Source organism: Ruminococcus sp. RTP21358st1_G6_RTP21358_211008, assembly GCF_040908885.1.
Taxonomy (GTDB): Bacteria; Bacillota; Clostridia; order Lachnospirales; family Lachnospiraceae; genus Blautia_A; species Blautia_A faecis.
This window is the reverse complement of sequence record NZ_JBDGDM010000023.1, coordinates 23,284-44,461: the sequence shown is the minus strand read 5'-3', so window position 1 is coordinate 44,461 and position 21,178 is coordinate 23,284. Positions and strand designations below refer to the sequence as shown.

Sequence of the window (21,178 nt, the reverse complement as noted above, 5' to 3'; positions counted from 1 at the left end):
CCTCCTGTTATATTATTTATTATCCTTTCACTCCTACATGGGTCATACTCTTGACAATCCATTTCTGTCCAATCAGAAATACAATAAGAACTGGCAGAATAGCAAGAACTACTGCTGCAAATACTACATTGTCTCCTGTTGAGAACGGCTGTTTTATTGACAAAATTCCGACTGGAAGTGTAAGTTTCTCCGTATCATTGATCATAATAAATGTTGTAAAATAATCGTTCCAAGAATATGTAAACACAATAATTGCTAACGATGCCAATGTTGATTTCGCCATTGGCAGCATAATTGAAATAAATGTTCTGATTGGTCCTGCGCCATCAATTGCAGCTGCTTCATTCAATTCTTTAGGAACTCCCATAAAGAACTGTCTCATCATAAAGACTCCAAATGCACCTGCCAGACCGGGACAACTTGCACCGAAAATTGATGGAAGCGTAACTGCCCAGGATGTATTAATCACTCCTAGCATCGTCATGATCTTGTACAGTGCTACAATCGTAACCTGAACTGGAACCATCATTGCAACCATCAGCAATGCAAACATAATATTTTTTCCTGGAAAATCAAACTTTGCATATGCATATCCTGCAATAGCACCATGCAGACTCATGCCAAGTGTAATAATCACACTTATTTTTAAGCTGTTCTTCATAAATACAAAAAACGGAATAGTATTTGAAAATAATTTTTTAAAATATCCTAATCTCATTTCTGTAAAAAATGGAGGCAGCCATTTAGGTGGTAATGAAATTGCTTCACTATATGTTCTGAATGATGCTGAAAGCACCCAAAGAAATGGTGCAATCATCAAAAATGCTATACCAAACATGATAATAGTCAGCAGGATATGGCTTACTTTTATTGTTTTCCCAAATAAATGTATTTTCTTATTCATAATGCACCCACCACCTGCTTCCTACAAATTGAAATACTGTTACAATACCAATAAGAATCAGAAGCATAATTGATAGTGCCGACGCTGTTCCATAATCAAACGATGTAAATCCCTTTTCAGCAATCAACATAACCAAGCTTCTTGATGAATCTCCCGGTCCTCCGTTCGTCAATACATAAATAGATTCATATATTCTCAGTGCGCCTGTTACATTCATAACAAGAACAAAAAATATCTGTGGTGATGCTACTGGAATAATTATCTTAAAAAAGCGCTGTACTACATTCGCGCCATCAATGCTGGCAGCCTCCAAAAGTCCCTGGTCTACATTCTGTAGTCCTGCTAATATCAAAAGCATTGACATGCCAGAGTTTTTCCAGGTATCCAGAATCAAAACAGACAGTTTAGAATAAGCCTGATCATTCAACCATCCAATTTTAGCGATTCCAAGTTGTCCCAGATAATAGTTGATAACCCCTGCGTCCGTCTGAAAAAAGGCTTGCCAGATAATTGCCACAAACGTTAGTGCCACTAATGATGGAAAGAAATAAATAGATCTAAAAAATACCGTTATTTTTTTTGGCAGAATATTATCAACCAGCACAGCCAAAATAAGTCCTATTGCTGTATTTCCCAATGAACAACATATGGTGTACCATAAAGTATTTTTCAGAGCAGTTAAAGATCTGACATCTGTAAATATTTTTTTATAATTTTCCATCCCTACAAAAGTACTGGCACCTGTAAACACGTTGTATTTGTGAAACGAAATTACAATTACCCATATAATTGGAATGAGTACAAAGCACATAAAGCCAATAAATGATGGAAGTGTAAAAAGATACGCTGCTTTTAACTCTTTTTTATCCCATTTATGTCTGTTTTTCTTCTTATTCACCGATTTTTTCCTCCTTTACGGATAAAACGGTCTTACAGTATGCCAGGAGGATAAATCCCTCCTGGCCATATCTTTTACTGAATTGCGCTCTCAATCTGAGCCTGCGCTTCATCCATTGCTGCCTGAGGTTCTTTCGCTCCAGAGACCACCTCCTCCAACTCACGTAAGAAAGTCTGCTCAAGATCTCCGAAATAACTTGGAGCCGCAATTGGATCTGCAATTGTAACTGCTTTCCAGATTCCCATAATATTATCAGGGCATGTTCCCATAATATCTGTAGATGTTGCCAATGCTTCTGTTGGCGGTACCTGCTGGCCACCTGCTGCAACAGCTGTTAATGTTTCATCAGATACCATTTCTTTTAACAGCTCAATTGCAAGATCCTGATGCTCTGTTGTGGAACCAATGCACCATGCAGATCCTCCATATACAGAACCGTCTTTCTCTTTTACCGGCCACTGAACGCAATCAAAATCATCATTTGTTAATCCTGCATCCTGCCAGGTATTTAATACCCAACGACCAGCACCAACCATAGCAACCTGATTATTTGCAAACATGGAGTATCCGTCTGAGCTGATTGGTTCTGGACAAATACCATCTTTATACATACCATTTAAGAAATCTACTGCTTCCACAATACCTTCACTGTTAACAGTAGGTGTCTCGCCATCCTCACCAACTAATGCTGCATTGTTAGTTGACCACCACGGTGTAAGCTGGAAATAAGTGCATGGGAAACAAAATCCGTAAACACCATCCTTGGTAAGCTTCTCAGCAGTTTCTCTGAACTGATCCCATGTCCATCCATCCTGTGGATACTCTAAACCAGCATCATCAAACATATGCTTATTATAATAAACTACCATTGTCTGAGTTCCGTTCGGGAGACCATACAGAGAATCATTTACAGTAAAACCTTCAAGTAAAGATGGTGCATACTGATCTTTCTTAGCCGTAAGTTCTTCATCATCTGTAATAATGTCATCAAGTGGTACCAGTAAATCATTACTTACAGCCATATTAACAGCTTCCAGACCAAGGCTGATTACATCCGGAGCTTCTCCTGAAGTACACATGGTAATCCATTTCTGAATAAAGTCTGACCATGACTCAACCGGTACACAAGTCTGTTCCACCTTTACATTTGGATTTTCCTCATTAAAACGAGCAATGGCATCATTTGCAATCTTTTCCTCATCAGTATTTCCCCAGTTTAATACTCTAAGAGTCACTTCATCTTCTGCATGAACAATAGTAGCTGCTGACATAGACATTGTTGCTATAAGACTTAATGCAATCGCTTTTTTCATCATTTTTCTCATTCTAAAACCTCCATACCTTAACGTGGAAAGGTTTCCACATTTGTGTTTTAAAAAGAATTTCCTTTCAGAAATCCTTAGCTCCAATACATTATTTGATACGAGTTACCTAGATGTGCGCTCATCCTTTATGGTTACGAGTATATACTCTGCTCTTATTTTTGTCAATAGTTTTATATGGAATCCGTTCCATTTTTATATTTTTTATTTATTTTGCACAAATTCAATTAGGATAAATTGTAACACTTTCTTCCACGTTTTATTCTTTATCATCTGTCGTATCTCCCAGAAGTAACGTAGGCTCATAAAACACTTTTTTATTATGATACTTTTTCCCCTGTATCATATTAAGCAAAATATTAACTGCACGTTTTGCCAGCTCCTCAATAGGCTGCTGTACAACAGTCAGGTTCATAACTCCAACTTTCGCTACATAAGTTCCATCATAAGCTACTACCTTTACATCTCTTGGAACTTTTTTCTTGCGTTTTAATAGCTGTCTTATACATGCAATTGCTACCATATCCACTGCAAAAATCCCATCAATATCCGGATACTTATCCATAAGCATATCTGCCATTACATCATACTGTCCATAATCAAAATCATTCCAGTCCATTTCATGGGAATAAACAGTCACACCACGTTTTTTCATGTATCGCTCAAACTCATAATGCCTTTCATGTGACGGAGAATCAACTACTCGAGCGCCTTGAATCTGTAACACACAACGACAATTATTTCTAACCAATTCCTCTGCCGCCAATTTTCCGCCAATCTTATGATTTGTTGAAACAACAGGAATATTTTCACCCAAAAAACGATCCAACGCAACAATGGGTCCCTGCACACCTTGATATTCCTCAAAATCCAGCATATGGCTTCCTGCTATGATCCCATCCACAATATGTCTGTTCAACATATTAATGTATTCTTTTTCGTAGTTCTGCTCACTGTAGGTACTACAGATCATTGTCTTATATCCCTTTTTCATTAGTTCTGCTTCAGCATATAAAACTACCTCTGCAAAAAACGGATGTGATATTTTGGGAATAATAATTGCGACAATTCCACTTTTCTTACTTAACAAATTTCTTGCAAGTTCATTTGGAATATAATTTAATTCTTTCATTGCGGTCTCTACTTTAATTCGTGTCTCATCCGATACATACCCTGTAGAATTTAAAACCCTCGATACCGTACCAACACCAACTCCAGCCTTCTGTGCTACTTCTTTTATACTAGCCAAACAATCGCCTCCTTCACTTTCATACAAACTATTTTTCTTCCTGTTATTATGTTGTATTTCTTATTGTATGTAGCAACAGTATATCATTTGCCATTTTACATTACAATCTTTTTTGGATGTTTTTTACAAAATTAAAGTCTTAAAATTCATTTTATGCAATAATTTACACAGTTTATTTCAATTAATTTTTATCAAAATGAAAATTGGATAAAAAATTGAACATCGAGAAAGTCACAAACAATCGAGGCTGTCCGTTCACACTCCTGACAGCCTCGATCAATATACATTTTTATATCTTATATTTCAAAATTTATACTCTTCAATCATACATTCATGTAATTTTGTTTTCTTATTGTAATTCACTCCAACCAGAAGTGCATTTCCAGCATATTCTTCCAGACTTCTGCAATATTCTTTTCTTTTAATCTGGCTGATTGCCCCATCTGCACTCTTGTCCCATTTCAGCTCTACCACAAGTGCCGGTTTATCCTGAAATTTCTTACGTGGAATAAATACAATATCCGCAAATCCCTTTCCGCCAGCCAATTCCCTGTGCATTGTATAAAAATTCCTTGCAGCATATAAAGCAAGAGAAATCGTATAACTCAAGGCGTTTTCATCATTATACTGAATATGAGACGTTTCAAAATGAGCCAGTTGTATTCCTTCCGCAACCTGTTGTGGCCGTCTCTGCCAGATTGCATTTAACGTGTCAGCAGATTGCTTCAGCGCAATTGATACCTCGCCCCAGTCCGATGCAGCTACACTGTTAACATACTCATTTCGCACTTCATTATTCGGAATCTTCACCACCTTATTCTCCGAATCATAAGCCAGATACCCCAGATGAATCAACAATGTCAATACATCATCCTCTGTTCGGAAGGTTGTCATATCGTTGGTAAAGCTTCCCGTATTAACCGGAATCCTTTCCCCTGCAATCATGCTCAAAACATCATCCTTCAGGCCATCAAAATTCATATCAATATAAACCTGCAGGGCCTCGAATGTTTCCGTCTGATTCCAGTAATTCTCTATTTTTCCGAAGAGCATACTGTTTACAACAGAACGCGGACTATAAACAGATGCCGCCATAGAAAATGAATATCCATCATACCAGGCTTTTACTTCTTCCATATCCATCCTGTATTTATGGCACAGATATTCCACTTCCACCTCAGTAAAACCCACATACGGTGCAAGAGGGCCTGGATTTATCATGGAAAATTCATCAAACATATTTAATGCAGAATGGGTTCCATATTTCTTTATTGGCAAAATACCCGTCATATACGCTAAGTGAATACATGCCTTATCCTTCAGCAAGTCTCTCAGGAAATCCAGGTATTTCTCCTGTGCTTCCTTATTCTGCCTGAACTCCCTGAAAATACAGTCCCACTCATCTATAATAACAACAAATGGACACTTCTCAGTCTCATAAATATCCTGCATGGATTCCACCAGATCCGTATCGTCAAAATAATCCACATCCGGATATTCTCGCTTCAGATCCCGCAAAACAAGTTTTTTTACCCGGTCAACCAATGCTTCAACACTATCGCTTCTACTCAGAAACTCCTGCATATTCAAAAAAATGGTATTATACTTATTTCTGTACTTTTCAAAATCAGGACTCTCGGATATTTCAAATTTGGAAAATATTTCTCTGGAATCACAGCCTCTGCTGTAATATGCCGTAAGCATATTCGCAGCCATGGATTTTCCAAACCTCCGCGGGCGGCTGACGCAGACATATCCCTGCACTGTATTCATTACCCGATTCGTGTATCCGACCAAACCAGTTTTATCTACGTAGATTTCAGAATTTACGCTTTTTTCAAAGCTCTCCATTCCCGGATTCAGATATCTGCCCATGGTTACCTCCTGTGTCCTTATCCGTTTCCATATTCTTATAGCGTAAGTATATAACATTTTTTTGCTTTTGACTACCTTAGAGCCTGTTTGAAAAGGATTTTCGCAAGATGTGCGCCACACTTTGATCTCCATTCTCTTTTTAGAATGTGTTTGAGAAAGGATTCGTCTATAAACTTCATTTCGCAAAGTTTAATTACACCATCTTTTCTGATATCTTGTTGCCGTAAACATTAAAACAATATTACAATTATTCTTTCACACTATTCTTGCCAACCGGCGACAGCACTATTAAAGAAGCCAAAAATACAGGCGGTACTCACCTTTCCTGAATACCAGCCTGCATTTTCCGAGGTTTTTTCAAAATTTTATAGCAATTTCTATCTTCAACTTAATTTATTAACCGCTTCTGCCAGTTTCAGATACTCCTGGTAATGTTTCTTATACCAGTCTTTCTTCTCAGAATCCGGTTTGCAAATCTTAATACATTTCGCTGCCATATGCTCTGCTGCCACTTCCAATGTCTCGTAAATTCCAGCTCCCACAGCGGCATACATAGCGGCTCCCTGTGCACATGTCTGGTCACTGTCCAGAATGTGTATCTCACGTCCGCTTAAGTCAGACAACATCTGCATAACATAAGGTGATTTCTTGGAAATTCCACCTACCGCGATCACCTTTTCAATATCAATTTCCTGTTTCTCGAAACCTTCAATCAGACGGTACAGACCACATACGGCTCCAAACACAAGACTGCGGTAGAGATACGGCGCATCCATTCCCAGCGATAATCCGGAAATGGCAGATCTCTGGAAATCGTCTGTATTTGGATAACGGCGCCCATTAAACCAGTCCAGTGCAATTGGGAATGGCTCTTCCGGAAGTTCTTCCGCCTTCTTCTGCAGCATAATCAAAATCCGATCTTCGACTTTTTTGTATAGTTCATCTGAAATACCAGAATTCTCATCAGCTGCAAGTTCTGCCAGCGGCCACTCCAACAGCCTCTTAAACCATGCAAATATATCTCCAAAAGCCGCCTGTCCGGTCTCCACGCCTACGTATCCAGGCAAAATGGAATTCTCAGCCTGTCCACAGTACGCCTGAATATCTTTTCCCTTCAGGTTCTCCGGCTTCTCCACGAACATATCCACACAAGAAGTTCCCATCGTACATACAAAAGTCTTCTTCTGAATACCAGCACCCACAGCGCCTGCATGAGCATCAAAAGAGCTTCCTGAAATCACAGTACTCTCTTTTAATCCCAGTTTCTTAGCCCATTCCGGACAAAGAGTTCCAACCTTCACAGTAGACGGCTGCGGTGCATTTCCATACCGCTCGCGAACCTGTACCAGATACGGATCTAGCTGTTCCAGAACAGAAGCTGCCGGCAGACCGTTCCACTCGCTGTGCCACAAAGCCTTATGACCAGCTGCACACGCACTGTGGTAAATTTTCTCCGGTCTTGTTTCCCCGCAAAGAATACCAGTCATCCAGTCACAATGCTCCTCCCAGGTATAAGCTGCCTGGCGGATTGCTTCATCATGTCTCACTGCATAAAGGATTTTTGCCCAGTACCATTCCGCACTGTAATCTCCCTGGTATTTGGTATAGTCATTCTCACTGTTGTTTCTGAATAACTTGTTTATCTCGTCCGCCTCAGCAGCTGCAGCGTGATCCTTCCAGAGGAAAAACATGGCGTTTTCATTCTCTGCAAACTCATCAAGCAGCGCCAGCGGAGTTCCATTTTTATCTACCGGAACCGGAGTGGAACCAGTAGTGTCCACTCCAATTCCAATCACATGATCTTTCTGCTCTTCGGTAAGCTCTGCCAGTGCTGTCGTAATGCATTTTTCCAAAGATTCCAGATAATCTAATGGATGCTGGCGGAAAATGCTGTGCTCCGGATGCTGATAGAGTCCAGCTTTCCAACGTGGATAACAGGCAACACCCTGTCCAACATTTTCCCCAGTCTCTGTATTTACAATAAGCACACGAACAGAATCACTTCCGAAGTCAACTCCAATTACATAACTTTCTGCCATTTGCTTAACCGTTTCTTTCCTGTAATTATTTTCTGGAAATTGCTTTCTTTGCTTTCTCAGCAATATTCTCAGGGGTTAATCCGTAATGTTTCAGCAGTTCTGCCGGAGAAGCGGAATGTCCAAATGTATCCTGAACTCCAACAAACTCAGTCGGAATACTCTTGTTCTGAACCAGAACTTCTGCAACAGCTGCTCCAAGTCCGCCGATCACATTGTGCTCTTCTGCTGTAACAATTGCACCGGTCTCTTCTGCTGCTTTGAGAATGATATCACGGTCAATCGGTTTAATTGTATGCATATCAATAACTCTTGCACTGATTCCCTCAGCCTCCAGAAGTTTCTGTGCTTTCAGAGCTTCCTGAACCATAAGGCCACATGCAATGATTGTAACGTCTTTACCATCTTTCAGCTGTACGCCTTTGCCAATCTCGAATGAGTAATTCTCAATTGTATCAGTTACACACTCAACTGCCGGACGCCCTGTACGGAAATAGCATGGTCCCTGGAAATCAAGCATAGCCTTTGTTGCAAGACGAGTCTCATTTGCGTCACATGGAACAATTACAGTCATTCCCGGAATTGTACGCATAAGGCTGATGTCCTCAAGAGCCTGATGGGTTGCACCATCCTCACCAACTGTAAGGCCAGCGTGGCTTCCTACTACCTTTACATTTAATCCTGGATAGCAGACATTGTTTCTTACCTGGTCATAAACACGGCCTGCTGCAAAAATAGCGAATGTATGTACCAGAGCAGTTGCTCCACATGTTGCAAAACCAGCTGCAACATCTACCATGTTTGCCTCAGCAATACCGATGTTGTAAAAACGTTCCGGATATTTCTCTGAAAAATAAAGTGTCATGGTGCATTTCTTTAAGTCTGCGTCAAATACATAGATGTTCTCATCTGCACCAAATTCAGCTAATGCACGTCCATATGCTACTCTTGTTGAAATATTCTCTCCCATTTTATCAGTCCTCCAGTTCCGCAAGTCTAGCATCCAATTCAGCAAAACATGCCGGCCACTGTTCCGGTTTTGGCTGTCCGCCGTGGAAGTCAACATTATTTTCAAATAAGGAAACGCCTTTGCCTTTAATAGTATGTGCTACGATTGCAGTAGGTTTTCCGGTTACTACAGAAGCAAGCTCTACAGCGTCTGCGATCTGCTCTACATCATGTCCGTCGATTTCGATCACATTCCAGCCAAATGCTTTGAATTTGTCACCGATCGGGTATGGAGACATAACTTCTTCCAGAGAGCCATCCAGCTGAAGATTGTTATTATCTACAAATGCGATCAGATTATCAGCTTTATAGAAGCCTGCACACATAGCAGCTTCCCAAACCTGGCCTTCCTGAATTTCACCATCTCCCATGATACAGAATACACGGTTTCCAGTCTTATTTGCTTTTGCATACATAGCCATTCCAAGAGCCGTGGAAAGTCCCTGTCCAAGAGAACCCGCAGACATATCAACACCTGGCACATGAATCTCTACATGTCCGGAAAGATCACTGTCCAGTTTACGGAATGTAGAAAGATGTTCTACCGGGAAAAATCCCTTGAGAGCTAATGTTGCATACATTGCCGGTGAGCAGTGTCCTTTGGAAAGAACAAGTCTGTCACGGTCTGGCTTGTCCGGGTTTGCCGGATCTACATTCATTTTGTCGAAATACAGTACTGACATAATATCACAGATGGAGAAAGATCCTCCAATATGTCCGGAACCTGCAGTCTGGATTGTCTGCAAAGCTGTTTTACGAATTTTTGCAGCCCATAACTCCAACTCTTTTTTCTTCTTGCTGTCCATTTGTTTAGTCTCCTTTTTGAATTTATATGATTATTTTGCTGCGTTCTGTTTTTTCTGTTTCACCATATCAACATAAACTGCTGCGATGATGATAATTCCCTTTAATACAAACTGCCAATAAGAGTTGACATGCATTAAGTTTAATCCATTTGAAATAAGTCCGATGATCAGAACACCGATCAGAAGTCCACCTACAGAACCTGTACCACCGAAGAAAGAGGTTCCACCAAGTACCGCTGCTGCAATCGCATCTGTCTCATAACCTTCGCCTGTGGATGGCTGTCCGGAAGCAAGACGGGAAGCAAGAACTACACCGCAGAAGCCAGCAAGCGCACCACTGATTGTCCATACAAGAATTTTAATCTTCTTTACATTAATACCGGAGAAACGAGCGGATACTTCGTTTCCACCAACTGCATAGATATGACGTCCTGTCTGGGTTTTATTAAGGAAGAAATAGTCCAGGATCAGGAAAATGATCATATATACAACTGGAAGCGGAACTGGTCCAAGAGAACCCTGTCCGATTTTTGCGAAACCATCGTTACCATAAGCTGTTACAGGAGATCCGTTTGCTACCAGATAAGCAGTACCACGACAGAGGGACTGCATTGCCAGTGTTACAACGAATGGATGGATTCCTGTGTAAGCAACAATTACACCATTCAGTAAACCGATTACAACACCAATCAGAATACCCATAAGAACAGCAAGCTGTACCGGGAATCCCCACCACTGGAAAGCTGCAACGGTCATAACACCACTCAACGCTGCAAGTGCACCACCGGTCAGGTCAATACCAGCAAGGATGATTGCCATCTGAACACCGATTGCAAGGAAGCAGTTTGTTGCACATGTTCTTAACAGGTTAAGAATGTTTTTCTGTGTCAAAAAGTTATTTCCAAAGATGGAAAAGATTACGCAAAGAATTGCTAAGCCTAATAAGATTCCCCAGTTCTGGGAAAAATAGTTTTTTACAGCCCGGCCTACGTAGCTCTGTGATTTTTTATTATTCATTGTTGGATACCCCCATAGCGTACTTCAAAATCCGTTCCTGATCATACTCATCGTGACTTAACTCACCCATGATGTGACCTTCTCTCATGATCATCATTCGGTCACTCATGTTCATTACTTCAGGCATCTCTGAAGAAATCAGAATGATTGCCAGTCCCTGTTTCGCCAGGTTGTTGATGATGGTATAAATCTCTGCTTTTGCACCGACATCAATTCCTCGAGTCGGCTCATCCAGGATCAGAATCTTCGGATCAGTAGCCAGCCATTTCGCCAGCAGTACTTTCTGCTGATTTCCACCAGAAAGAGTAGAACAGTTTACAAGAGATGAAGGAGTCTTAATGTGAAGTTTCTCGATTCCGTCCTCTGTGATCTCATCTTCTTTTCGGGTATTTACTACCAGATTCTTAATGAAACGATCCAGTACAGCAAGTGTAGTATTGAACTTGATGGTATTGTTTAACAAAAGACCTTCTGTCTTTCTACTCTCTGGAACAAGGGCAATACCATGTTTCTGCATGTACGCCGGATCATGTTTCTTTGTTTTTTCTCCGTTCAGATAAATCTCTCCGGAATCCATAGGATCAAGTCCCATGATTGCTTTCATAAGCTCAGATCTTCCGGCCCCTACCAGTCCGTAGAAACCAAGTATCTCTCCGCTTCTTACCTGGAAGCTGCAGTCGATTGCTCTTTTTCCTGCATTAATGTTCTTAACTTCCATCATGATGTCGCCTGGTTTATTATAAGTACGAACATAGTAGTTACCCAGGTCCCGACCTACCATCAGGGAAATCAGCTCACTCTCTGAACATTCAGCTGACTGACGTTCTCCCATAAATTCTCCATCTCGCATAATGGTAACTGCATCACAAAGCTGGAATACCTCTGCCATCTTATGTGTGATGAAGATAATGCCCATTCCCTGTTTCTTAAGGTCTCGTACTGTATCAAACAACACATCTACCTCTTTTTCAGAAAGAGAAGATGTCGGTTCATCCAAAATTAAAATCTTCGCATTCAGTGAAAATGATTTTGCAATTTCCACCATCTGCTGCTGTCCAATAGAAAGTCTTCCTACAAATTCATTTGGGTCTACATCAAGACCAACTCTCTCAAGAAATGGTCTTGCGGCTTCTGCCATTTTATCTTTACTTACCATACCAAAAGAGTTCTTCATCTCTCTTCCAAGAAAGATGTTCTCTGCAATTGTAAGATATGGCTCCAGCGCAAGTTCCTGATGGATAAATGCAACTCCCAGAGCCTGAGATTCATGAATTGAATGGATTGCTACTTTTTTTCCTTCAATATAAATGTCTCCTGAATCAGCCGGAAAAACACCGCCCAGAACATTCATCAGTGTGGATTTACCGGCTCCGTTCTCACCCATAAATCCCATAACCTCTCCGGCGTGAACTGTGATTGCTGCATTATTCAACGCTTTAACACCGGGGAAAGTTTTTACTATGTTTTCCATACGTAAAAGTTCTTTTTGCATATTTGTGCTCCTCTGAAAAACTGCCAGAGATTTCACTCTCTGGCAGCCAGTTTTCATTCCTGTCTTCCGATATTTCGAGACAATAACGGATTATGGATTACTGCCAATCTGTTACATCGAAATCAGCAATATTGTCTTTGTTGATCAGAACTACGTCTACAGTCTGGTCATGCTCTACTTCTTTACCTTCCAGAGTATCGATTGCTGCGTCAAGAGCTTTCTGTCCGATTACAGATGGCTGCTGAGCTGCAGAAGCTGTAGCAGAACCGTCAGCAACATATCCCATGAAGTCCGGGTTACCATCAACACCATAGATCAGGATGTCATCTTTGCCTGCTGCCTGAGCGGCCTGTACACATCCAAGAGCGCCCATATCATTGATGCAGAAGAATGCTGCAAGGTCATCATCAGCTGTTAAAACATCTTCTGCTGCTGTCATTGTCTTAGCTGTGTCACCTTCTGTATCTGTTGTAGATACGATTTCGAAGTAATCACCAACTGTATCAAGGAAGCCCTGCTCACGCTGTACACAAGCTGTTCCGGATGGCTGATCCATAACTGCGATCTTGGAACCCTCGTCCAGTTTGCTCATCATATCTTTTGCACACTCAACACCTGCTTTGTAGTTATCGGAAGCGATAATACTAACAACTTTGTCGGATGCATCAACTGCTGTGTCTACGTTGATAACCGGGATTCCAGCATCTTCGCAAGCCTGAAGAGCCTCTGTTACTGCTGTACAATCCATAGGAGCAAGGATGATCGCATCAACTTCCTGAGCGATTAAGTCGTTTACGTAGTTGTTCATGGTTGCCTGATCGCTGTTTGCATCAACTGTTACAAGCTGGGAATCAACGTCCATTCCTTTTGCTTCCATCTCTTCTTTGATACCGCCAAGCATTGCGGTCCAGAATGGGTTGTTCATTGTGGTCGGTACATATGCGATTGTGTAGTCGTTTCCAGCTGCATCATCAGATGCATCGTCTGCAAATACAGTTGCGCTTCCCATTGTTGTCATTGCCATTGCCAGTACCATTGCTAATGCGAGATTTCTTTTTTTCATTTCGATTCTTCTCCTTTTTTTACGTTTCTGCTCATTTATTTTATCTTCTGATTATAACTTTTCGAAAAGATGTTCATGGACTCCGGATTCCATTAGCAGGTTCCCATATTTTGTTATAATCAGATGATCAGTACATGTTTCACTGCCCGATTTCAGGCTGGTTTCCACCGCGCATCCTTAGCGCTTCGGATCAGATCAAATATATTATCTCTTCTGCAGAGATTATCAAATGTATAGTAAAATCCACCCAACAGGAAAGATTCCTGACTGATTTTTGAATATCTTATAGAAGCATTTTCTTCCACAAATGCAGGTACAAAATTTCGAATAGCCTCCCGGATTTTGTTTACAAAATCTTTTGTATCCGGATAATCAGGTCCAATAATGATGCAATCTGGATTGATCAGATAGATAATATTGGCAATTCCATATCCCAGCATCCAGGCTACTTTATGTACTGCCCATGTGGCCAGCGCATCCCCTTTCCGGTATGCATCAAATACATCCAGATATGTACTTTTCTCATTTAAAATAGTGTCTGGAAATTCGAATAACCTTTCTTTCACATATCGCGCCGCGCTTTCTGAACCTGCACAATATTCAAAGGTTCCTTTATTTCCCCTTGCCTGGTTATAATTGATTCCCATGTAACCACCTTCACCGGCAAGCCCCAAATGACCATTCATAATATTCCCATTTACAACACATCCAGTACCAATACCAAATCCTCTGGATCGTACCACTACCAGACTTCCCCGCTCCTGACCTTTGATTTCCTCTGCACATCTCCATTCTGCGTAAGCGGAAAGTTTGGCGTCATGCTTGATCATAACCTTTCTGCCAAGTGCTTTTTCAAGTTCAGCTTTCACATTGATCTGGCTCAGCTCTTCGAATTCGGAAACCATGAAGATTTCTTCGTTCTTCTCCGGTCTGTTGATAAACAGTCCAGGCACTGCCAGACAAATTCCTAGGATACGGTTATTTCCATATTCATTTGCCATTTTCACCGCATCGGCTTTCAGGTTTTCAACAATTTCCCGGAAGCCATTCTCTTTTTGAAAATTGCAGCAGCTGTGTTTGATCATATTGCCGCTAAGATCAAAAATCGCCAACTGGTAATCCTTACGGGTAATTCCTATGGACATTGTATAAATGTCATCCAGTTTCAAATTAAGCTTCTCACCTCTTCGTCCAGCGGCAGTCTCACCATTTACTTCAACAATCCCCATTTCAAAAAACTCATTGATAATGTTGGTGATCGTTGCTTTCTGCAGGTTTAACTCTACGGCTAACTCTGCTCTGGTCATCATGCCTTTCTCCTGAAGAGTTTTAAAAACAAGGATCCGATTGTTCTTCTGCATCTCCATGCTATTCATTCCACGTCTCATTGCTGTCCCTACCTTTTGTGTTTTTTTATTAAACTTAAGACTGATGTGTTCGAATCATTAACACTCTGTAATGTTCATTTCTCGTCTCCTTGTATTAATTATATTAACGCAAATCCCCCTAGTAGTCAATCATTTTGTGTTAAATTAATGAACAAATTTCGTGTATTAAGTTTGTGCATGTTTTATATTTTTCCATTTTTGTCACGTAGAGTTCATTTGTTGAACATTATGCAATTATAAAGGTTCCCATTTCCGTTCATTTGGTTATAAACTTGTGTTCATAGAAAATCTTTTGTGTGTTCATCATTTGAATTCTAATCTGATTAGTTCTATTATACGGCAGAAAGAAAATATGGGCAATGAATAACAAAAATTAAAATAATCCATACCGCACAAAAGGCAATGAACCATTTCTGGTTCATTGCCTTTTATTTTACCTACACTGTAATTGCAAATAATAACAATAAAATTTATCCTCCTTCTCTTCAAAAGAAGCCATAGTGTTCCACCTCAATTTGACCTCTACAACCGTAACCCTTTAATATCCTTAATCCGTGATAAGATTGTATTGCAGCTGCAGCTGATAATACCGGGCAGTGTATCAATGACATTGTGCAGGAAGTGCTCCATTTCATCACTTGATGAAGCAACTGCATGTACATGCAATTTATCTCTTCCTGTGACACGGTAAATCTGTGTAACTGTATCATCTTTGTATAAGATATCTGTCACCTGCGACAAATGATCTGGTTTTATTTCAATTTCAAAATAACAGGATACCGCCCCACTGATTTTTTGAGGATTTATTATTGTTGTATATTCTTCAATTATCTCCTTTTTCTCCATAGCCTGAATCCGGGCTTTTACTGCCACTCTGGAAATGCCGGTTTCTTCACCGATATCCGAGTAGGAGATACGTGCATTTTCTATAAGTAACTGGATAATCTTCTGATCCAGTTCATCTAAATTATCCAGGTACATAAGTGCCCTCCTGTAAAATAATATCCGTCAGCTTAATTCGATTTCTCAATCAGCTTTACGGCACAATCTCAAGCCAGTAACCATCTGGATCTACGATGAAATAAATTCCCATTGCTTCATTTTCGAAGCAAATGCAGCCCATCTCTTTGTGCTTCTTGTGCGCAGCCTCGTAATCCTCCGCCTGGAATGCCAGATGGAATTCGCATTCACCCAGATTATATGGCTGTGGATGATCCTTAAGCCAGGTAAGTTCCAGCTCAAAATCACTTACATCGTTGCTCAGATACACGATGATAAAATCATCGGTAGTCTTTCTTCTTACCTCGTGCAGATCAAGGGCCTCATTGTAAAATTTAATAGATCGGTCCAGGTCTGACACATTGTAGTTTTCGTGAATCATCTTAAATTTCATACTTCTTCTCCTTTTGTACATTCTGTGTTTTTAATGCGTGACTTATATTGCGGATATTCAGTAATGAACCGCTTAATTACACTGGCATCATTCCAGTAATGCATTGGAAAAATGACATTGCAATCTACATTTTTAAGGAAATACAGGATCCCGTCGGCATAATGATCTCCCTGCCTCGGATCTAAGGGAACAAATGCAGCATCAAAATGCATACCCTTAATTTTCCTGATCTCTGCACGATATGCAGAAGTAAGTCTCTGGTTGTCAGCTTTCAGCTCACCATCCCAGTACCAGTCGTTTAAGTCGCCGGCATGATAAATGGTGCCTTCCTTTGTTTTGACAATGAATGCGACACCACTATCGTTAGACAGCAAGGTATCAACTTCAGTACCATTATCCAGATTATAAGTCTGATCATGATAAACATATGTGATCTTCAGATCCGATAAATGATTCCTTTTTCGTATATCATTCGCCAGGACTGCCTGATAAGTCATCCCCATATCATCAAGAATCCCAAAGATTTGTGGGTTAAAATGATCCTTGTGGAAATGACTGCAAAAGACGATTACTTCTTTTTCCTTGTCAAGGTGCGGCAATTCACCCTTGTAATAATCAAAAATATAGTAGCAGTCTCTGGTTTCAATTAAAAAACCACTGTGATTAATGTAAGTAATTTTCATGATACCTCCTTCATTTCCCGCGTTCTCTTTCAGCTATTTCTGAAGCAGCACGTCCAATGAAAAGCATTTTTCTATAGCATGTTTAAAAAAACTTTCTGCAAAATACAGCCAGATACTATAGACTTGATGATCTCCTGAGCGCCACATAGGATATTAAAAAGTTCGCAAACCAACCTGCTGGTACAGCAAGCCAGACGAATTCAATACCAAAACGCGGTGCAAAAATCAAGGCAACAAACAGGCGAATCGCCAGGTTTACCATGTTTGCAATAAGGAACGGACGCATGATTCCGAGACCACGAAGGACTCCATCGGTTGCCATTTTGATTCCCATAAAAATGAAGAAATAACCAAGCCATCTCATATAATCCCCGGATACCTGATAGGCCAGGGCGGTTCCGTCTTTACCAAGAAACAGCGAGGAAATTTGGGTATGCAGCGTTTCAATAACGATGAAAGCAAGTGCTGCAAAGCACACATCCAGCACCAATGCAGCCTGGTAGCCTTTTTTGATACGCTGAGGTTTGTTTGCGCCGAGATTCTGTGAAACATATGGTGAAACTGCATTACCGATAGATACAAAAATCAGGGAAAAAACATTCTCCACCCGCATCGTCGCCGCATATCCCGCAAGCGCCTGTGTGCCGAAAGGATTTACAACTGCCTGCACGATCATCATACCAATAGACACTGTAGACTGCTGGAGAACTGATGGAACCGCAATCTGAAGCATGGAATGCAGCTCCCGCCAGTCAAATCGTTGAAAAGAGCTCTTATATCGTCGCATCCGATATAAGAAAATCAGAAGCGAAAACACGGCGGAAATGCCTTGTGCAATCAAGGTTGCAAGCGCCGCACCAAACACGCCGAGATCAAGACCAGCCACCATCCAAAGATCCATAAAAATATTTAAGACTGACGAGAATATCAGGAGTCCCAGTGGAATTTTTGATTCGCCTATGGAAGTAAACATCGTTGAAAGAATGTTGTACATAAACAAAAACGGAAAACCCACGAAATAGACCCGCAAATACAGCACTGCGTCATCCATTATATCTGCAGGGGTTTGTAACGCGCTCATCATCCAATGGGAAAAGCTAAAGCCAAAAATACCAAGGATTATGCTTAGGATCAAAAAGCTAAGCAAAGACGTTGACACGATGGTTTTCATTTTTCCATACTCCCTGGCACCGAAATAGCGGCTCACAAGCACACCGGCACCCACACCGGCACCCAGTGCCACACAAATGAAAACATTGGTCAGCGCTGCACATGCACCGACAGCTGCAAGTGCGGAGGAGCCCACAAACTGACCGACGATAATGGAATCAGCCATATTGTATATTTGCTGAAAAAAGCTGCCGAGAATCATCGGCATTGCAAAGACCGTCAGCGCTTTAAGAGGCGCATCTGTGATTAAATACTCATCTTTTGACATTATCATATGCCTCCACAGGTTTCATAATTTCATTTATTCTTCCCTTCATAGGAATTTATTCATGTATTCGAAATGTAAGTTTTAAGTTACGTTCCGAAACAATTATATGTGGTTGCAACTAATAAGTCAAGTCGCCGTTTACTCTTAGTTACGGTTCACCCCGTGACCAGTAACACACTTCGCGATGCACAGAAATCATGCATTCGCATGATTTCGCGCTGAGATTCTCGGGTTTTCTGTGAACTTTGTTCACAAAAAACACCTCGCGGAACGTTACCAATGAACAGTAACACTGATCTTTCACCTTATATGCTTTGCTATCACCGGTAAAAGTACATTCATATCAATTGGTTTTGCCACATGATCATTCATTCCCATCGATATTGCCTTCTGCCTGTCCTCTGCAAAGGCGTTTGCTGTCATTGCAACAATGGGGATGGAGGCTTTCTTCTCATCTTTCATCCTGCGTATCCTGGCTGCAGCATTATATCCATCCATCACCGGCATCTGAATGTCCATAAGAATCATATCATAATATCCGGGAACTGCTTTCTCCAGCTTATCCAGACACTCTGCTCCATCCTTCGCACGGTATGCAATGATCTTTTGTTCTGCAAGCAGTTCTATCGCAATCTCTGCATTCAGATCATTATCCTCTGCAAGAAGAATACGTTTTCCTTTCAGCTTTTCTAATATATCTGGCTGTTCAGATATCTGATTCCTATATACATCCTCTTCTGATGCTGTATCAAAAGAAATATCTACTGTGAATTTTGTCCCGGCACCTTGCGTGCTTTCTACCCGGATACTTCCTCCCATCAACTCAATCATGGATTTTACAATAGGAAGGCCCAGTCCTGTACCAGCGACCTTGTTCTCTGTGGTTGTATGCTCTCTGGAAAATTCTTCAAAGATATGTGGAAGATATTCCTCGCTCATGCCAATGCCTGTATCTTCACAAGTAAAAATAAACCGGGCTTTCCGGGGATCCTCTGAATCTTTCTCATATATCTTTACATGGACCGCATGCCCATCGGACGTGTACTTTATTGCATTGCTGATAATATTCAGCATTATCTCCTGAAGTTTCACTCTGTCACAAAAGATAAACGTATGATATACATCCAAATCTGCCGAATACTGCAGGTTCTTCTTCCTTATATCTTCCTCAAATACTGTGTTTACCGTATGAAACACTGCGTTTATATCCTCAGCTTTCAGCTGCAGCGTTGTAGTACCGCTTTCAATACGGGCTATCTCCAGAATCTGGTTAATGATCGTCATCAGCAGATTTCCGGAAGAACAGATTTTTCCCAGATATTCCTTTGCTTTTTCCTCGTTCTGAAGATTCTTTTCCAGTAATCCGGAAAAACCTATGATCGCATTCATCGGCGTCCGTATATCATGACTCATATTAAACAGAAATCGCGTTTTTGCTTCGTTTGCACTTTTCGCCAGCTCCGCTGCATTCTTAAGATCAACTGCATATTGTTTTTCTCTGTGCTTTTTGCTGGATATCTGATAATAAATTGTAACGACCAATAACGAAAATATATAAGAAGCGGCAATAGCGAGGAGCCAGTATGAAACCGGGATCCACCCATTCGAAGGCACAATATCAAAATACCATGTGTTATTCGGGATCTCACATTCTATCGTCAGGCTGTCTTCCGGCATATCGTCCTGACTCTGGGCAAAAATAACCTTATCTCCACTGCTTCTGTCATAAGACCAGATTTTATAACTGAAATCCGCCTCACTTAAGGATTGCAGATTTATGTCACTCATAAAACGGTCCCAGTCAATCACCTGGAGTACAAATCCCCAGAAACTACTCTCTCCGGAATCATCGATTCGATAAACCGGTTTAAAAAGTAATGCTCCGGTTCCTCCCTGCTTTAACTGATAGGGGCCGCCAAGTGTATACTCCCCGGTTTCCTTAGCCAGAGCTGCATCCTTTTTCCGTTCATGTTCCCCCAGTACATCCAGTCCAAGAGCCTCTGAATTTCCTTGCATAGGATAGATTTCGGTTATGATTCCTTCCGGTGCCAGCTCAAATGCCTTTACCACACCATCCTCATTTGGGATCTTTTCTGCCAGTTCTGAAAAAGTGTTTTCATCCATATCCGATCCATCAATGATATAATTTCCCAGAAGATCAGAAATCATTATATAATTGTCCAGCTTTGCCTTGACTCTCCTTATCGTACTTTGTGCCATATAAATTCCCGCTGCTTTTTTTTCTTTTTCCTGATATCGGATCATCTGGCTACACGCAAAAAATGCAAGCAGGAAAGAGAGAAGGCCAACAATATAGCAATATTTCTTAATATGTTTAGCAGCTGTACTATTTATTTTCATTGAATTTTCCTCATTATGTTTTCTTCCAACTGTTTTCGGATATCAGTTCAAAAATATAGCCCTATTAATGCCTGAAAATAAAAGGAGAACAGCCGATACATATTCGTTCCGATTCCGGCAGTTGCCGTTATACCTGTCGCTTTCAGCACATCCTGTATCATGGTCATTGCAAGATCTCTTGGTGTCATATTATAAGTATACAGATAACCCAGAATTTCTTTTACATATTGTATGTAGAACACATT

18 protein-coding genes are annotated in these 21,178 nt (G+C 40.8%); all 18 read right to left on the bottom strand.

What is annotated here, in order from left to right:
- Positions 1-19 precede the first annotated feature (19 nt).
- Entirely contained in the window at positions 20-904 is an 885-nt protein-coding gene (locus AB5Z12_RS10735; protein WP_118577862.1) for a carbohydrate ABC transporter permease, read from the bottom strand.
- Positions 897-1,802: a carbohydrate ABC transporter permease gene (locus AB5Z12_RS10730; RefSeq protein ID WP_148463097.1), complete on the bottom strand. Its 906-nt coding sequence runs from the start codon at positions 1,800-1,802 to the stop codon at positions 897-899. The genes AB5Z12_RS10735 and AB5Z12_RS10730 overlap by 8 nt, the downstream gene beginning before the upstream one ends.
- 74 nt (positions 1,803-1,876) lie before the next feature.
- A complete protein-coding gene (locus AB5Z12_RS10725) occupies positions 1,877-3,127 on the bottom strand; it encodes a sugar ABC transporter substrate-binding protein (protein WP_148463098.1) in 1,251 nt (416 codons plus the stop codon).
- A 256-nt stretch (positions 3,128-3,383) separates the two neighbouring features.
- Positions 3,384-4,373, bottom strand: coding sequence for a LacI family DNA-binding transcriptional regulator (locus AB5Z12_RS10720; RefSeq protein ID WP_118577957.1), 990 nt, complete (start codon positions 4,371-4,373; stop codon positions 3,384-3,386).
- Between the two features lie 303 nt (positions 4,374-4,676).
- The gene (locus tag AB5Z12_RS10715; RefSeq protein ID WP_148463100.1) at positions 4,677-6,248 is read right to left on the bottom strand and encodes an AAA family ATPase; all 1,572 of its coding nucleotides are present in this window, start codon (positions 6,246-6,248) and stop codon (positions 4,677-4,679) included.
- A 383-nt stretch (positions 6,249-6,631) separates the two neighbouring features.
- The gene (locus tag AB5Z12_RS10710; protein WP_148463101.1) at positions 6,632-8,287 is read right to left on the bottom strand and encodes a ribulokinase; all 1,656 of its coding nucleotides are present in this window, start codon (positions 8,285-8,287) and stop codon (positions 6,632-6,634) included.
- A 25-nt stretch (positions 8,288-8,312) separates the two neighbouring features.
- Positions 8,313-9,254, bottom strand: a complete 942-nt coding sequence (locus AB5Z12_RS10705; protein ID WP_148463102.1) for a transketolase family protein — start codon at positions 9,252-9,254, stop codon at positions 8,313-8,315.
- Positions 9,255-9,258: 4 nt separating this feature from the next.
- Entirely contained in the window at positions 9,259-10,098 is an 840-nt protein-coding gene (locus tag AB5Z12_RS10700; protein WP_148463103.1) for a transketolase, read from the bottom strand.
- 30 nt (positions 10,099-10,128) lie between these two features.
- Entirely contained in the window at positions 10,129-11,115 is a 987-nt protein-coding gene (locus AB5Z12_RS10695) for an ABC transporter permease (RefSeq protein WP_148463104.1), read from the bottom strand.
- Positions 11,108-12,586 (bottom strand): sugar ABC transporter ATP-binding protein, encoded by a 1,479-nt coding sequence (locus AB5Z12_RS10690; protein WP_368368640.1) that lies wholly within the window; start codon positions 12,584-12,586, stop codon positions 11,108-11,110. Before AB5Z12_RS10690 ends, AB5Z12_RS10695 begins: the two co-directional genes overlap by 8 nt.
- A 118-nt stretch (positions 12,587-12,704) precedes the next feature.
- Entirely contained in the window at positions 12,705-13,670 is a 966-nt protein-coding gene (locus AB5Z12_RS10685) for a substrate-binding domain-containing protein (protein ID WP_148463106.1), read from the bottom strand.
- A gap of 152 nt (positions 13,671-13,822) precedes the next feature.
- Positions 13,823-15,058 (bottom strand): ROK family transcriptional regulator, encoded by a 1,236-nt coding sequence (locus AB5Z12_RS10680; RefSeq protein WP_148463107.1) that lies wholly within the window; start codon positions 15,056-15,058, stop codon positions 13,823-13,825.
- 522 nt (positions 15,059-15,580) lie between these two features.
- On the bottom strand, positions 15,581-16,039 hold the full coding sequence (locus AB5Z12_RS10675) for an Lrp/AsnC family transcriptional regulator (RefSeq protein WP_148463108.1): 459 nt from the start codon (positions 16,037-16,039) through the stop codon (positions 15,581-15,583).
- A gap of 55 nt (positions 16,040-16,094) precedes the next feature.
- Positions 16,095-16,451 (bottom strand): VOC family protein, encoded by a 357-nt coding sequence (locus tag AB5Z12_RS10670; RefSeq protein WP_148463109.1) that lies wholly within the window; start codon positions 16,449-16,451, stop codon positions 16,095-16,097.
- Positions 16,448-17,134, bottom strand: a complete 687-nt coding sequence (locus AB5Z12_RS10665; protein WP_272105091.1) for an MBL fold metallo-hydrolase — start codon at positions 17,132-17,134, stop codon at positions 16,448-16,450. Before AB5Z12_RS10665 ends, AB5Z12_RS10670 begins: the two co-directional genes overlap by 4 nt.
- A gap of 115 nt (positions 17,135-17,249) precedes the next feature.
- A complete protein-coding gene (locus tag AB5Z12_RS10660; RefSeq protein ID WP_368368639.1) occupies positions 17,250-18,572 on the bottom strand; it encodes an MATE family efflux transporter in 1,323 nt (440 codons plus the stop codon).
- Positions 18,573-18,872: 300 nt separating this feature from the next.
- Positions 18,873-20,933: an ATP-binding protein gene (locus tag AB5Z12_RS10655; protein WP_368368638.1), complete on the bottom strand. Its 2,061-nt coding sequence runs from the start codon at positions 20,931-20,933 to the stop codon at positions 18,873-18,875.
- Positions 20,934-20,980: 47 nt separating this feature from the next.
- The gene (locus AB5Z12_RS10650) at positions 20,981-21,175 is read right to left on the bottom strand and encodes a hypothetical protein (protein ID WP_368368637.1); all 195 of its coding nucleotides are present in this window, start codon (positions 21,173-21,175) and stop codon (positions 20,981-20,983) included.
- Between the last annotated feature and the right edge of the window lie 3 nt (positions 21,176-21,178).

Bases quoted from the DNA above. Each gene is read 5' to 3' on its own strand.
- AB5Z12_RS10665 (WP_272105091.1), bottom strand. From the start codon at position 17,134: ATGAAAATTACTTACATTAATCACAGTGGTTTTTTAATTGAAACCAGA.
- AB5Z12_RS10680 (WP_148463107.1), bottom strand. From the start codon at position 15,058: ATGAGACGTGGAATGAATAGCATGGAGATGCAGAAGAACAATCGGATC.
- AB5Z12_RS10675 (WP_148463108.1), bottom strand. From the start codon at position 16,039: ATGTACCTGGATAATTTAGATGAACTGGATCAGAAGATTATCCAGTTA.
- AB5Z12_RS10655 (WP_368368638.1), bottom strand. From the start codon at position 20,933: ATGAAAATAAATAGTACAGCTGCTAAACATATTAAGAAATATTGCTAT.
- AB5Z12_RS10660 (WP_368368639.1), bottom strand. From the start codon at position 18,572: ATGTCAAAAGATGAGTATTTAATCACAGATGCGCCTCTTAAAGCGCTG.
- AB5Z12_RS10695 (WP_148463104.1), bottom strand. From the start codon at position 11,115: ATGAATAATAAAAAATCACAGAGCTACGTAGGCCGGGCTGTAAAAAAC.
- AB5Z12_RS10715 (WP_148463100.1), bottom strand. From the start codon at position 6,248: ATGGGCAGATATCTGAATCCGGGAATGGAGAGCTTTGAAAAAAGCGTA.
- AB5Z12_RS10735 (WP_118577862.1), bottom strand. From the start codon at position 904: ATGAATAAGAAAATACATTTATTTGGGAAAACAATAAAAGTAAGCCAT.
- AB5Z12_RS10725 (WP_148463098.1), bottom strand. From the start codon at position 3,127: ATGAGAAAAATGATGAAAAAAGCGATTGCATTAAGTCTTATAGCAACA.
- AB5Z12_RS10700 (WP_148463103.1), bottom strand. From the start codon at position 10,098: ATGGACAGCAAGAAGAAAAAAGAGTTGGAGTTATGGGCTGCAAAAATT.
- AB5Z12_RS10710 (WP_148463101.1), bottom strand. From the start codon at position 8,287: ATGGCAGAAAGTTATGTAATTGGAGTTGACTTCGGAAGTGATTCTGTT.
- AB5Z12_RS10705 (WP_148463102.1), bottom strand. From the start codon at position 9,254: ATGGGAGAGAATATTTCAACAAGAGTAGCATATGGACGTGCATTAGCT.
- AB5Z12_RS10685 (WP_148463106.1), bottom strand. From the start codon at position 13,670: ATGAAAAAAAGAAATCTCGCATTAGCAATGGTACTGGCAATGGCAATG.
- AB5Z12_RS10670 (WP_148463109.1), bottom strand. From the start codon at position 16,451: ATGAAATTTAAGATGATTCACGAAAACTACAATGTGTCAGACCTGGAC.
- AB5Z12_RS10690 (WP_368368640.1), bottom strand. From the start codon at position 12,586: ATGGAAAACATAGTAAAAACTTTCCCCGGTGTTAAAGCGTTGAATAAT.